Source organism: Rhodoplanes azumiensis, assembly GCF_042682915.1.
GTDB classification, from domain to species: Bacteria; Pseudomonadota; Alphaproteobacteria; order Rhizobiales; family Xanthobacteraceae; genus Rhodoplanes; species Rhodoplanes azumiensis.
Genome location: NZ_JBHUIW010000004.1, coordinates 55560 through 69148, shown reverse-complemented (window position 1 = coordinate 69148; position 13589 = coordinate 55560). Strand labels below are relative to the sequence as shown.

10 protein-coding genes are annotated in these 13589 nt (G+C 69.2%); 8 read left to right on the top strand and 2 right to left on the bottom strand.

Annotated features, from left to right (window positions below):
* Window positions 1-156: 156 nt before the first annotated feature.
* From ACFSOX_RS05465 to hmuQ, 3 genes are all read left to right on the top strand, one after another.
* A complete protein-coding gene (locus ACFSOX_RS05465; RefSeq protein WP_378476783.1) occupies window positions 157-2355 on the top strand; it encodes a TonB-dependent hemoglobin/transferrin/lactoferrin family receptor in 2199 nt (732 codons plus the stop codon).
* 8 nt (window positions 2356-2363) lie between these two features.
* Window positions 2364-3557, top strand: a complete 1194-nt coding sequence (locus tag ACFSOX_RS05460) for an energy transducer TonB (protein ID WP_378476782.1) — start codon at window positions 2364-2366, stop codon at window positions 3555-3557.
* A gap of 63 nt (window positions 3558-3620) precedes the next feature.
* A complete protein-coding gene (hmuQ, locus tag ACFSOX_RS05455) occupies window positions 3621-3956 on the top strand; it encodes a heme-degrading protein HmuQ (RefSeq protein ID WP_111358904.1) in 336 nt (111 codons plus the stop codon).
* 384 nt (window positions 3957-4340) lie between these two features.
* On the opposite strand, the gene mutS is transcribed toward hmuQ, so the two are convergent.
* Both mutS and ACFSOX_RS05445 read right to left on the bottom strand, forming a co-directional pair.
* Entirely contained in the window at window positions 4341-7121 is a 2781-nt protein-coding gene (gene mutS, locus ACFSOX_RS05450) for a DNA mismatch repair protein MutS (RefSeq protein WP_378476781.1), read from the bottom strand.
* Window positions 7122-7373: 252 nt separating this feature from the next.
* On the bottom strand, window positions 7374-8393 hold the full coding sequence (locus ACFSOX_RS05445) for an amidohydrolase family protein (protein ID WP_378476780.1): 1020 nt from the start codon (window positions 8391-8393) through the stop codon (window positions 7374-7376).
* Window positions 8394-8754: 361 nt separating this feature from the next.
* On the opposite strand from ACFSOX_RS05445, the gene pcaH reads away from it, so the two are divergent.
* From pcaH to ACFSOX_RS05420, 5 genes are all read left to right on the top strand, one after another.
* On the top strand, window positions 8755-9453 hold the full coding sequence (gene pcaH, locus ACFSOX_RS05440; protein ID WP_378476779.1) for a protocatechuate 3,4-dioxygenase subunit beta: 699 nt from the start codon (window positions 8755-8757) through the stop codon (window positions 9451-9453).
* Window position 9454: 1 nt separating this feature from the next.
* A complete protein-coding gene (pcaG, locus tag ACFSOX_RS05435; RefSeq protein ID WP_378476778.1) occupies window positions 9455-10045 on the top strand; it encodes a protocatechuate 3,4-dioxygenase subunit alpha in 591 nt (196 codons plus the stop codon).
* Between the two features lie 234 nt (window positions 10046-10279).
* On the top strand, window positions 10280-11443 hold the full coding sequence (locus ACFSOX_RS05430; RefSeq protein WP_378476956.1) for an ABC transporter substrate-binding protein: 1164 nt from the start codon (window positions 10280-10282) through the stop codon (window positions 11441-11443).
* A gap of 209 nt (window positions 11444-11652) precedes the next feature.
* Window positions 11653-12513, top strand: coding sequence for a branched-chain amino acid ABC transporter permease (locus ACFSOX_RS05425; RefSeq protein ID WP_378476777.1), 861 nt, complete (start codon window positions 11653-11655; stop codon window positions 12511-12513).
* The gene (locus ACFSOX_RS05420; RefSeq protein ID WP_378476776.1) at window positions 12510-13589 is read left to right on the top strand and encodes a branched-chain amino acid ABC transporter permease; all 1080 of its coding nucleotides are present in this window, start codon (window positions 12510-12512) and stop codon (window positions 13587-13589) included. Before ACFSOX_RS05425 ends, ACFSOX_RS05420 begins: the two co-directional genes overlap by 4 nt.

The window sequence follows — 13589 nt, the reverse complement described above, 5'->3', positions numbered from 1 at the left end:
GTAGTCTTCCTTGACGTGCCGTAATACAGTCGGTTACCAAAGGCAAGTCTTAACCGCGGAACCCGAACGGGGCCGCGACGTCACGCCAGCAAGCAGCCGGTCTCCGGCTCGCCCGCCAGCCCGCGACGACAATCAGAACCGCGAGTGGGGGCTCACATGGTTGGACAGGGGCGGGGAGCCGGCAGGCTTCCGTCGGGCGCATCGACGATCGCGATCACGGCCGCGATTCTGGTCTCGTCGGGAACGGTCGCGCTCGCGCAGGCGGTGGAGTCGCTCGACGCCATCACGGTGACGGCGACCAAGACCGAGGAGAAGGCGATCGACTCGCTCGCGCCGGTCTCGACCGTGCGCATGGATCAGATCAATCAGATTCTGCCGAAGCGCCTGTCCGATCTCCTGATCGCGGTGCCCGGCGTCGCCGTGCAGGATCGCGGCGACGAGCCGTCGACCTCGATCAACATCCGCGGCCTGCAGGACTTCGGCCGCGTCGCCGTGGTGGTCGACGGCGCCCGCCAGAACTATCAGCGCACCGGCCACGGGGCGAGCGGCGCTTTCTTCCTCGATCCCGAGCTGATCGGCGGCGTCGACATCGTGCGCGGCCCGACCGCCAACATCTACGGGTCCGGCGCGATCGGCGGCGTCGCCTCGTTCCGCACCAAGGACATCCAGGACGTGGTGCGGCCCGGCGAGCGCTGGGGCGTCGAAGGGCACACCCAGGTCGGCAGCAATCACGGCAGCGGTCTCGCCTCGGTGTTCGGCGGCGTCCACGTCAACCCGAACGTCGACCTCTTCGTCGGCGGCAGCTTCAAGAAGCAGGCGAACTACGACGACGGCTCCGGCACCGAGGTGGTCAACTCCTGGAACCAGGTGGGCAGCGCCATCACCAAGCTGACGGTCCGCCCGGCCGACGGTCACGAGGTGAAGTTCACCGGCATCTTCCAGAACTACCAGTACGACGCCGGTCAGCCGACCCGCACCATCGACGGCGTCAGCAGCCGCGGCACCTCGGTCTACGCGACCGATCTCACCAACATCACCACGGCGGCGCGCTGGCGCTATCAACGGCCCGACAACCAGCTGATCGACTGGGACGCCAACGTCTACTGGAACCGCACCGACTCCCAGCAGGTCAAGACCCAGCACATCTCGACCACGGCGAGCGCGCCGTGTCCGGCCGGGAAGCCCGGCAACGCGGTCTCGGGCTGCGTCGGCGACGAGCGCAGCTATCTGCTCGACACGGTCGGCTTCGACGCCAACAACACCTCGCGCTTCGAGGCCTTCGGGTTCCGCCACGCCGTCACGGTCGGCGGCGACGCGTTCCGCGACACGGTCGAGACCTACGATCCGCGCGGCGTGTCCGACGTCACGACGCCGGGCGGCGAGCGCACCGTCGGCGGCGCCTTCGTGCAGGTGAAGAGCAATTACGCGACCTGGCTCGAGGTGATCAGCGCGGCCCGCTACGACACCTACGAGCTCTCCGGCACGGGGGGCGGCTCGTCTGGCGACCGCGTGTCGCCGAAGGTCACGATCGGCGTGACGCCGATCGACGGCTTCACGCCCTACGTCACCTATGCGGAAGGGTATCGCGCGCCGTCGCTGACCGAGACCGTGATCAGCGGCGCGCATGCGCGCGCCAGCACCTTCGAGCCCGGCTTCCTGTGCGCGGACGGCAATATCGGCAGCTTCTGCTTCCTGCCGAACCCGACCCTCGCGGCGGAGGTCGGCAAGAACAAGGAAGCCGGCGTCAACCTGAAATACGACAACGTGTTCCTGGCCGGTGCGACGTTCCGCGGCAAGTTCAACGTGTTCCGCAACGACGTCTACGACTACATCGAGCTGACGAGCTTCGGCGGCACGCCGAGCCTGCCGCAGTACTACCAGTATCAGAACATTCCGCACGCCCGCATCGACGGTTTCGAGGCGGAGACCATGTACGACACCGGCGGCTGGTTCGTCGGTCTCGCCGGCACGATCCAGCGCGGCAAGAACGTCGACACCGGCGTCGGTCTGGTGCGCATCCAGGGCGACCGCCTGGTCACCACGGTCGGCGCCCGCTTCCTCGATCGCAAGATCACGGCGATGGTGCGCTGGGCCGCGGTCGCCTCCAACGACGACATCCCGGCGAACTACATCCCGGCGAGCTCGTACAACCTCGTCAACGTCTATCTCGGCTACCAGCCGACCCCCGACGTGCTGATGAGCTTCGGCATCGACAACCTGCTCAACCAGTACTACCGGCCCTATGCGATCGCCAAGAGCGCGGACGTCGGCGCCCAGAACGACCTTCTGTGGGCCTCGCCGGCACCCGGCATCACGTTCAAGGGCTCGGTCAAGATCCGCTTCGGAGGAGCCTGAGCCCCGCCATGAAAGCCTCGCGTGCCCCGATCGATCCCCGTCACGGCCTGCTCACGGTCGTGCCGGGCCGCCCTTCCGACGCCGACGGCGCGTCCGCGGCTCCACCCGTGGAGCTGCGGCGCGACACCGATCCACATGGCGACGGAGCTTGCGCGGGCGAGGGGACCACGAGAGGCACGAACGTGGTGTCGCTCGCCCATGTGCGGGCGACCCGCGATCACGGGCCGAGCAACCACGCCGCGCCGTCGCTGCCGCCGCTCGCGACGGACGACCGGGCCGTCGTCGGCGCCAAGGCCGGCTCGGCAGGGCGCACCGCGGTGGTGCTGCTCTGCTCGGTCGCGCTGCACGGGGCGGTGCTCGCCGCGTTCTTCCGCGATCCTCCGCCGGCCGCCAGCATCGGCCTCGAGGTGATCTCGGTCGAGATGGTGTTGGGGGCCGACCAGCTCGCCGGCCTCGCACCCGATCCGGGCGACTCGGAGACCACCAGCACGGCCTCGACCGGCGAGCCGACCCCGCAGCCGGACGAGAAGCTGCCCGAGAAGGTCGAAGATCCGCCGCCGCCCGAGCAGGCCAAGGTCGAGCCGACGCCGGAGGAGCCGCCGCCGGTCGAGCAACAGGTGGCGACGGCCCCGCCACCCGAGCCGGAGCCCGTGAAGGAGCCGCCGCCGCCCGAGCCGACACCGGTCATCGCGGAGGAGGCACCCGAGTCGGTCGCGGTGGTGCCGCCCGAGCCGCCCAAGCCGCAGCCCAAGCCGGAGACGAAGCCAGAGCCGAAGCCCGAGCCGACGGTCGAGGCCAAGCCGAAGCCGGTCGCCAAGCCGAAACCGAAGCCCAAGACGGACCCGAAGCCCCGCGTCACCGCGAGCGCCACGGCGAGCGTGGCGTCGAGCGCGGCGAGCGGCCTCGGCCGCGGCCGCTCGGATCTCGACACCAACTATCGCGGCATCGTCGCGGCGCATCTCGCCCGCCACAAGCAGTTCCCCTCCGACGCGCGCGCGGCCGGGCACCAGGGCACGACCAGCGTGAGCTTCTCGATCGACGGCTCGGGTCGCGTCACCTCGGTGCGGCTCGGCCGCTCGTCCGGCATCGCCAGCCTCGATCAGGAGACCACCGCGATGGTGCGCCGCGCCTCGCCGTTCCCGGCCCCGCCGAACGGGCAGGGCATGAGCTTTTCGGTGCCGGTCAGCTTCTTCCTTCGTTGATCGCTTCCTTTTCCGGAGCGGTCAGGGTTCAATCCAGCCAGACGCCAGACAGGAGACCCCCCGATGTACATCGCGATGAACCGCTTCAAGGTGAAGAAGGGCAGCGAGACCGCGTTCGAGACCGTGTGGACGACGCGCGAGACCTATCTGGATCGCATGCCGGGCTTCGTCGAGTTCCACCTGCTGAAAGGTCCGGAGGCCGAGGACCACACGCTCTACTCGTCGCACACCGTGTGGGCCACGAAGGCGAATTTCGAGGCGTGGACGACGTCCGAGGAGTTCCGCAAGGCGCATGCCCGCGCCGACAACTCCGGCACCGGCCCGCTCTATCTCGAGCATCCGAAGTTCGAGGGCTTCGAGGTGAAGCAGACGGTCCGCCCGCGCGCCGACGCGGCGTGATCCGACTTTTTCACCTCTCCCCGGCGGGGAGAGGTCGGGGTTCGCGCCGAAGGCGCGAAGTCCGGGTGAGGGGGTGCCGAGGCCAGACAACTCGCTCCGTAAACCCTCACCCCGACGCGCTTCGCGCGTCGACCCTCTCCCTGAGGGAGAGGGTAAGTCCGATCCGATCAGCCGGGCGGATCTGATCTGGTGCTTTGTCAGGCGCAGAGCGCTCCGTCTTCCCTCTCCCCGCCGCGCGGGGAGAGGGTGGCTCGGACCGAAGGTCCGAGCCGGATGAGGGGGCGCTTCCGGACAGCACAGACTCGCGGTGACGCCCCCTCACCCGACATCCGCGCTGATCGCGCGAATGTCGACCTCTCCCCGCCGCGCGGGGAGAGGTGACGATCACCCCCGCGCCGCCTGCTTGAGAGCGTAGAGCGCCTCCAGGGCCTCGCGCGGCGACATGTCGTCGGGGTCGAGCTCCGAGAGCCGCTTCATCACGGCCTCGGCGTGCGGATCGACGGCCGGCTTGGGCGGTGCGACGCGCGGCGCGAACAGCGGCAGATCGTCGACGAGCTTTCGCGCCGGCGAGGTTCTGTCCTCGGCCTCGAGCGCCCCGAGCACGTGCTTGGCGCGCTCGATGACGGCCGGCGGCAGGCCGGCGAGCTTGGCCACCTGGATGCCGTAGGAGCGATCCGCCGCGCCGGCCACGACCTCGTGCAGGAACACGACGTCGCCGTGCCACTCCTTCACCCGCACCGTGATGTTGAACAGCCGGTCGAGCTTGTTGGCGAGCGCCGTCAACTCGTGGAAATGCGTGGCGAACAGCGCGCGGCAGCGATTGCGGTCGTGCAGATGCTCGACCGCCGCCCAAGCGATCGAGAGACCGTCATAGGTCGCGGTGCCGCGGCCGATCTCGTCCAGAATCACCAACGAGCGGTCGCTCGCCTGGTTCAGGATCGCGGCCGTCTCCACCATCTCGACCATGAAGGTCGAGCGGCCGCGGGCGAGATCGTCGGCGGCGCCGACGCGCGAGAACAGCCGGTCGACCACGCCGATCTTGGCCCGCGTCGCCGGCACGAAGCTGCCGGCCTGTGCCAGCACGACGATCAGGGCGTTCTGGCGCAGATAGGTCGACTTGCCCGCCATGTTCGGGCCGGTGACGACGGCGATGCGGCCGCGCCCCGTGTCGGAGGTCGGCGAGAGGTCGCAGTCGTTCGCGACGAACGAGCCGCCCTCGGCGGCGATCGCCTGCTCGACCACCGGATGGCGGCCGCCCGCGATGCAGAAGCCGACGCCGTCGTCGACCTCGGGCCGCACGAAGCGGCATTCCGTCGCGACCGCGGCGAGCGCCGCAGCGACGTCGATCACGGCGAGCGCCTGTGCGGCCGCCTTGACGGCGTCGGCGGCGGCGACTACGGCAGCGGCGAGCCTGTCGAAGATCTCGAGCTCGAGCCCGAGCGCGCGGTCGGCGGCGCTCGCGATCTTCGCCTCCAGCGCGCCGAGCTCGGTCGAGGTGAAGCGCACCTGGCCGGCGAGCGTCTGGCGATGGATGAAGGTGGCGTTCAGCGGCGGCGTCATCAGCCGCTCGGCGTGCTGTGCCGTCACCTCGACGAAATAGCCGAGCACGTTGTTGTGCCGGATCTTCAGCGCCCGGATGCCGGTCTCGTCGGCGTAGCGCGCCTGCAGCGCCGCGATCACGCGACGCGACTCGTCGCGCAGCGCGCGCGCCTCGTCGAGCGCCGGCTCGTATCCCGACCGCACGAAGCCGCCGTCGCGCTTCTGCAAGGGAAGCGCGTCGGCGAGCGCCGCACCCAGCGTCTCGGCGAGCGCCGGATCCGGCGCGCGCAGATCGTGCGTCGCCGACGTGATCTCGTCCGGCAGTCCGTCGGCCGACAAGCGCGCCGCGAGATCGCCGGCGGCCGCGAGTCCGTCGCGGATCGCGGCGAGGTCGCGCGGGCCGCCGCGCGCCAGCACGATGCGGGCGAGCGAGCGGGCCAGATCCGGCGCCGCCGCGAGCTTTTCTCGCACGACGCCGCGGAGGATGGACTCGCGTGTGAAGAACTCGACCGCATCGAGCCGGCGCGCGATCGCGGCCGGATCCGTCAGAGGAGCCGCGATGCGTTGCGCCAAGAGGCGCGAGCCCGCCGCCGTGACGGTGCGGTCGATCGCGGCGACCAGCGAGCCGCGCCGCTCGCCGCCGAGCGTCTTCATCAGCTCGAGATTGGCGCGGGTCGCCGCGTCGATCGACAGCGTCGCGCCGAGCGCCTCGCGCGACGGCGGCGACAGCGGCGGCCGCTTGCCGAGCTGGGTGCGCTCCACATAGGTGACGCAGGCGGCGGCCGCGGTCAGCTCCAGCCGCGAGAACGTGCCGAACGCCTCCGAGGTGGCGACGGCGAAATACGACGTGAGCCGCCGCTCGGCGCTGGCGCCGTCGAACACGTCGCGGCCGAGCGGCGTCACGGCGGGCAGCGACCGCAGGAACGGCGCGACCTCGGGATCCTCCCAGAGCGCGTCTGAGACGATCACCTCGCCGGGCTCGACCCGGGCGATCTCGGACGCCAGCCGCACGCGGTCGCATTCGGTGAGCCGGAACTCGCCCGTCGAGATGTCCAGGCAGGCGAGCGCGAAGCGCGTGTCGTCCGATTCCGACGAAGGTTTGCCGCGCACGATCGCGGCGAGAAAATTGTTGCGGCGGGAATCGAGGAGCGAGTCCTCGGTCAACGTGCCCGGCGTGACGAGACGCACCACGTCGCGCCGCACGACCGACTTGCCGCCGCGCTTCTTCGCCTCGGCCGGATCCTCCATCTGCTCGCACACGGCGACTCGATGGCCGAGCGCGATGAGGCGATGCAGGTACTCGTCGGCGCGCTCGATCGGCACGCCGCACATCGGAATGTCGGCGCCCTGGTGCTTGCCGCGCTTGGTCAGCACGATGCCGAGCGCCCGGCTCGCCGTCTCGGCATCGGCGAAGAACATCTCGTAGAAATCGCCCATCCGGTAGAACAGGAGGCAGTCCGGATTGGCGGCCTTGATCTCGATGTACTGCTCCATCATCGGCGTGACGCGGGTGTCGGCGGCACGAGTGTCCGGGGCACGAGTGTCCGGGGCGCACGTGTCCGGGGCGCGCGTCTCGGCACGCGGATCGGCGGTCCCGTCGGGAGCGGGCTTGTGCAGGGCGTCCATGGCGGCGGCACGCTAGCAGAAGCGCCGCCGGGATTCTAACCGCGCGTACGACGGACTTGTGGAGAGCCGTTGGTGCCTTGCGGACCGTCTCCCCGCGTGCGGGGAGAAGGTGGCTCGCCGCGCAGCGGCGAGACGGATGAGGGGGCCTCTCGTGGATACGGTGACGCCCCCTCACCCGGATTTCGTGCTTGCGGCGCGCAATCCGACCTCTCCCCGCGCGGCGGGGAGAGGTTCAGGCGGGCGCCTCGGCCCTCACTTCACGAAGGTCTTACCGGTGATGCGCTGGATGTTGCCGAAATAGATCAGGTCGAGCGTCTCCTGCGGGAGATCCAGGCTGTCGAGAATCTGCTGGGTGTCGCGGATGAAGCCGGGGCCTTTCTCGGGGTCGAACGGGCAATCGGTCGCGAACAGGATGTTCTCCTTCGGGTAGAAGGCGAGGCCGGCCTGGGTGCCGATCTTCGACGCGAACACGGCCGTGTCCGGAAAAAAGCTCTCGCGGAAATAATCGAGCGGGCGCTTGGCGAGCGACGCCTTGAGGCTCGCATAGTCGGCGTCCGACGTGCGGGTGCCGATCAGATCCCAGCCCGGCCCGATGCGGCCTTCCAGCATCGGCACGATGCCGCCGAAATGGTGGACGATCGGTTTCAGGCGCGGATGGCGGTCCAGCACCTTGGAGAAGACGAGCCGTGCCATCATGGCGGCGGTCTCGTAGGACCAGCCGAACGTCCACCAGATCTCGTAGAGCGACTTGTCCTCGCTTCGGTAGTCCGGGAAGTCGGCGCGCCGCGCCGGGTGGATCCACACCGGCCTGTCGAGCTGTTCCACCGTGTCCCAGAACGGCTCGAACGCCGGCAGGTCGATCGGCTTGTCCTCGACGTTGGTGTAGATCTGCACGCCGCAGGCGCCGAGATCGTTGATGGCGCGCCTCGCCTCGCGGATCGCGCCCTCGACATTCGCGAGCGACACCTGCGCGACGAAGCCCGGGAAGCGGTCGCCGTGGCGCGACACGATCTCGGCGAGCCCGTCGTTGACGATCCGGCAGAGCGCCTCGGTCTGCTCGGGCGCGACCACGTCCTCCATGGGCGGGCTCGAATAGGCGATGATCTGGGCGTAGTCCGGGAATGAGTCGAGCATCCGCAGGCGGGCGTCGAGGTCGTAGATGCACGGGATGCCACGCATGCGCTTGCCGATGCCCTGCTGGCCGGCGCCGAGCCGGTCCATGGCGGCGAGAATGCCGGCCGGGATGAAGTGCGTGTAGGCGTCGATGCGCATCGGGGGCGGGATCCAGGTTCGGGCGCTGGGCCGGCAAGGCGGGACGGCGACGGGGACGCGACCATGGCAGGGTGCGATGGAGCAGGCCAGACCCGAGCCCTGCACGGCCCACATGCGGGCCTCCCGATGGCGCCGCCGTTTCTCGGCAGTCCGAAAACGCTTCGCCGGAGGCCCGTTCCGCTCGGGGCGTCATGGGAACCGGGCACCGCCATCGGCGGTGGGACGACTGCGGCTTGGGTGCGCGATAATCGCACGCAGCGTCCAAAATCGGATCAATCTGGACTTGCATTCGCCGCCCCGGCGGGGTGAAATACGAAAAAACAAGCTCATCGCAGCGACAACACAGGAAACACCCAGGGCCATGACGTTCTTTTTTCCCACCCAGAGTCTGTCCGCATTTCCGCCCCGGTTGTCACCGGGGTACAAGAGCACTCCGAAGCGGTCGCCGACCAAGCCGCTGATCCTGATGAAGCACACGCTGAGCGAGCTGACCGGCCCGGTCTACGGGCAGGACGCCGTTCAGCCGGGCGACGAGGATCTCACCCGTCAGCACGCCGGCGAGCCGCTCGGCGAGCGCATCATCGTGCACGGCCGCGTGCTCGACGAGGATGGTCGCCCGGTGCGGAACGCGCTGGTCGAGATCTGGCAGGCCAACGCCTGCGGTCGCTACATCCACGTCGTCGACCAGCACCCGGCGCCGCTCGATCCGAACTTCACCGGCGCCGGCCGCTGCAAGACCGACGAGAACGGGCACTACAAGTTCGTCACCGTGAAGCCCGGCGCCTATCCGTGGGGCAATCATCCGAACGCCTGGCGGCCGGCCCACATCCACTTCTCGATGTTCGGCCACTCCTTCGTGTCGCGGCTCGTCACCCAGATGTACTTCCCGGGCGATCCGCTTCTGCCGTTCGATCCGATCTTCAACTCGGTGACCGAGGAGGCGGCGCGCAACCGCATGGTCTCGGCCTTCGACCTCGAGAGCACCGTGCCGGAATGGGCGCTCGCCTACCGGTTCGACATCGTGCTGCGCGGCCGCAACCAGACCCCGATGGAGAGCTGAGATGTCGCTCGGCATCACGCCGTCCCAGACCGTCGGGCCGTATTTCGCCTACGGCCTCACCCCGAACGGCAAGTACGCCTGGAAGGACACCTTCGGCAACAACCTGATCACGCCGGACGCCGCCGGCGAGCGCATCCGCATCGAGGGTCGCGTCTTCGACGGCGACGGCGCGCCGATCACCGACTCGATGCTGGAGATCTGGCAGGCCGATGCGCAGGGCCGCTACGCGAGCCCGGCCGACCCGCGGCCGCGCAACTCGACCTTCCAGGGCTTCGGGCGCACCGGGACGGACGCCGACGGCCGCTTCGTGTTCGAGACGATCAAGCCCGGCCCGGTGCCGGGGCCGGACGACACGACCCAGGCACCGCACATCCTGGTCGCGGTCTACGGTCGCGGCATGCTGCGGCAGAGCTACACCCGCATCTACTTCGCCGACGAGCCCGGCAACGCCGCCGATCCGATCCTGGCGCTGGTGCCGGAGGAGCGGCGCGCCACCCTGATCGCGGCGAAGTCGGACCAGAACGGCCACACGGTCTATACCTTCGACATCCGCCTGCAGGGCGACGCCGAGACGGTGTTCTTCGAGATCTGAGGATCCGAGCGACGTCGAACCTCCGGACCGCATGCCGCCGCGATGTGGCACGGGTCGTTCCGGAACGCGGACCGTCAGGTCCGCGAGCCCGGACGCGACAGCTCCGGTGTCGGTGGCGCACGGCATGTCGGGGGCATGGGGGCCGGGCTCGGCCCATCGAGCCGCTCCGAGACGACGAGACGACTGCAACGACAACAAACAACGAACCACAGGGAGAAAGACATGCTCGGGACCATGCTGACACGGCTCGCCGCCGGCGTCGCCTTCGGCCTTCTGGCCGTCGGGGCCGCCTCGGCGCAGGGCGTCGTCAAGATCGGTGTCATCGAGGCGATGACGGGACAGCAGCAGTCGACCGGCGTTCAGACCCTCGCGGCGATGCGGCTCTACATGCAGCAGCACGGCGACACGGTCGCCGGCAAGAAGATCGAGCTGATCGTCAAGGACGACGGCGCCGTCGCCGACAACGCCAAGCGCCTCGCCCAGGAGCTGATCGTCCGCGACAAGGTGAACGTGCTGATCGGCTTCGCCGTGACGCCGACGGCGCTCGCCGTCGCGCCGCTCGCCACCGAGGCGAAGATCCCGACCATCGTCGCCAATGCCGGCACCTCGATCATCACCGAGCGCTCGCCCTACATCCTGCGCACCAGCTTCACGCTGCCGCAGTCGAGCGAGATCATCGGAGAATGGGCGGCCAAGAACGGCGTCAAGAAGGTCGTCACCATCGTGTCGGACTACGCACCCGGCATCGACGCCGAGAAGAGCTTCACGGCGGCCTTCACCAAGGGCGGCGGCCAGGTGGCCGAGGCCCTGAAGGTGCCGCTCGCGGCGCCCGATTTCGCGCCGTTCCTGCAGCGCGCCCGCGATGCCTCGCCGGACGCCGTGTTCGTCTTCGTGCCGTCCGGCCAGGGGGCGACCTTCGTCAAGCAGTTCATCGAGCGCGGCCTCGACAAGGCCGGCATCAAGATCATCGGCACCGGCGACGTGACCGACGACGACCTCCTCAACGGCATGGGCGACCAGGTGATCGGCACCGTGACGGCGCACATGTACTCGGCCGACCACCCCTCCGAGCTCAACAAGAAGTACGTCGAGGCGTTCAAGAAGGCCAACAACGGCCTGCGCCCGAACTTCATGTCGGTCGGCGGCTACGACGCCATGCACCTCGTCTACGAGGCGCTGAAGAAGACCAACGGCGACACCAACGGCGACAAGCTGCTCGCCGCGATGAAAGGCATGGCGTGGGAGAGCCCGCGCGGCCCGATCTCGATCGACCCGGAGACCCGCGACATCGTCCAGAACATCTACGTCCGCAAGGTCGAGAAGAAGAACGGCGAGCTCTACAACGTCGAGTTCGAGACCTTCAAGGACGTGAAGGATCCGGGCAAGGCGAAGAAGTGAGATCGAATGTGCGCGAAGGGCACGTCGGTGCCTCGACCGCAGCCTGTTTCCTCTCCCCTGTGGGGAGAGGGTTAGGGTGAGGGGGCTCCGGCGCCGGTCGGATGCCTCGGCACCCCCTCACTCGCTGCTCGCGCAAAAGCGCGAGCAGCGACCTCTCCCCGCAGGGGAGAGGTGAAGGAAGCGTCCACACTGTCACCCCCGGCGGTCCCATGGTCACGATCCTGTTCGACGGCATCGCCTACGGCATGCTCCTGTTCGTGCTCGCCGCCGGCCTGTCGGTGACGCTCGGGCTGATGAACTTCGTCAATCTGGCGCACGGCGCCTTCGCCATGGCGGGCGGCTACGCGGCGCTCGTCGTCGTGAACCGGCTCGGCGTGCCGTTCGGCTTCGGCCTCGTCGTCGCCTTCCTGTTCTCGGCGGCGCTCGGCGCTCTGCTCGAGCGCACCCTCTACGTCCACGTCTACGCCAAGAGCCATCTCGACCAGGTGCTGTTCACCATCGGGCTCGTGTTCATGTCGGTCGCCATCGTCGACTACACGATGGGCTCGTCGCAGCAGTTCATCGCCATCCCGCCGGCGCTGCAGGGCCAGGTCACGGTCCTCGGCCTCGACATGAGCAAGTACCGGCTCCTGATCATCTTGATCTGCGGCCTCGTCACGGCGCTCCTCCAGCTCGGCCTGACCAAGACCCGTTTCGGCAGCCGGCTGCGCGCCGCCGTCGACGACCAGCGGGTGGCGCGCGGGCTCGGCATCAACGTCGGCGCCGTGTTCGGCCTCACGTTTGCGTTGGGATCCGGCCTCGCCGGGCTCGGCGGGGCGCTCGGCGCCGAGATTCTCGGCCTCGATCCGATCTTCCCGCTCAAATACATGATCTACTTCCTGATCGTCGTGACGGTGGGCGGAACCTCCTCGATCACGGGTCCGTTCCTCGCCTCGCTGCTGCTCGGCATCGCCGACGTCGCCGGCAAGTACTACGTGCCGCAGCTCGGGGCCTTCGTCATCTACACGATCATGATCGTGGTGCTGATCCTGCGGCCGCAGGGCCTCTTCGTCCGGAAGGGTGCGCGATGAGGGGGCCCGACGTGTCGACCTCGGCGAAGCTCGCGAACGCCATTTCGGCGCAATTCACGGCTCGCGCCCGCTGGACGCCGCTCGAGGTGGCGTTCTGGCTGGTCGCCGCGGCGACCATCTGGGTGCTGCCCGAGCACCACCTGATCCTCACCGAGATCGTCATCTGGGCGCTGCTCGCGCTGTCGCTCGATCTGATCCTCGGCTACGCCGGCATCATCTCGCTCGGCCACGCCGCGTTCTTCGGGGTCGGCGCCTACACGGCCGGCCTGCTCGCCAAGCATGCGCTGGTGACCGAGCCGGTGCTCGGCCTTCTGGTCGCCGGCCTCGCCGGCGGCCTGTTCGGCTTCGTCACCAGCTTCCTGGTGCTGCGCGGCACCGATCTCACCCGCCTGATGGTCACGCTCGGCGTCGCCCTTCTGGTGCGCGAGGTCGCCAACCGGGCCGCCTGGCTCACCGGTGGCGCCGACGGCCTGCAGGGCATCTCGATGGAGCCGGTGCTCGGCCTGTTCCGTTTCGATCTCTACGGCCACACGGCCTATGTCTACAGCCTGATCGTGCTGTTCGTGCTGTTCGTGATCGCCCGTCGCGTCGTCGGCTCGCCTTTCGGCCTCGCCTTGCAGGCGATCAAGGGCAACCCGTTGCGCGCCTCGGCGGTCGGCATCGGCCAGACCTGGCGGCTGGTCGGCATCTACACCATGGCGGCCGCCTATGCCGGCATCGCGGGCGCGCTGCTCACGCAGACCACCGCCTTCACGTCGCTCGAGTCGCTCTCGTTCGACCGCTCCGCCGACGCGCTCCTCGTGCTGATCATCGGCGGCACCGGCCATCTCTACGGCGGGCTGATCGGCGCCGTCGTGTTCCGCTTCGCCCAGGACTGGATCGCGGCGGCGACGCCGCAATACTGGCAGTTCTGGATCGGCCTGTTCCTGGTGCTGATCGTGCTGGTCGGCCGCGAGCGTATCGGCGGCTGGTTCGCGCCGCTGCGTCGGCTCGCCGACCGCCTGTCCGACTGGCGCGCCTGGCGGGGCTCCTCGCGCCGCGCCGCGCCCGTGCCGGACGAGGGAGGGCGCTCGTGA

What these genes read in the sequence shown, in the direction of transcription:
- ACFSOX_RS05430 (WP_378476956.1), top strand. Translation starts at nt 10,280, where the DNA reads ATGCTGACACGGCTCGCCGCCGGCGTCGCCTTCGGCCTTCTGGCCGTC.
- pcaH (WP_378476779.1), top strand. Translation starts at nt 8,755, where the DNA reads ATGACGTTCTTTTTTCCCACCCAGAGTCTGTCCGCATTTCCGCCCCGG.
- ACFSOX_RS05445 (WP_378476780.1), bottom strand. Translation starts at nt 8,393, where the DNA reads ATGCGCATCGACGCCTACACGCACTTCATCCCGGCCGGCATTCTCGCC.
- ACFSOX_RS05420 (WP_378476776.1), top strand. Translation starts at nt 12,510, where the DNA reads ATGAGGGGGCCCGACGTGTCGACCTCGGCGAAGCTCGCGAACGCCATT.
- ACFSOX_RS05460 (WP_378476782.1), top strand. Translation starts at nt 2,364, where the DNA reads ATGAAAGCCTCGCGTGCCCCGATCGATCCCCGTCACGGCCTGCTCACG.
- pcaG (WP_378476778.1), top strand. Translation starts at nt 9,455, where the DNA reads ATGTCGCTCGGCATCACGCCGTCCCAGACCGTCGGGCCGTATTTCGCC.
- hmuQ (WP_111358904.1), top strand. Translation starts at nt 3,621, where the DNA reads ATGTACATCGCGATGAACCGCTTCAAGGTGAAGAAGGGCAGCGAGACC.
- ACFSOX_RS05425 (WP_378476777.1), top strand. Translation starts at nt 11,653, where the DNA reads ATGGTCACGATCCTGTTCGACGGCATCGCCTACGGCATGCTCCTGTTC.
- mutS (WP_378476781.1), bottom strand. Translation starts at nt 7,121, where the DNA reads ATGGACGCCCTGCACAAGCCCGCTCCCGACGGGACCGCCGATCCGCGT.
- ACFSOX_RS05465 (WP_378476783.1), top strand. Translation starts at nt 157, where the DNA reads ATGGTTGGACAGGGGCGGGGAGCCGGCAGGCTTCCGTCGGGCGCATCG.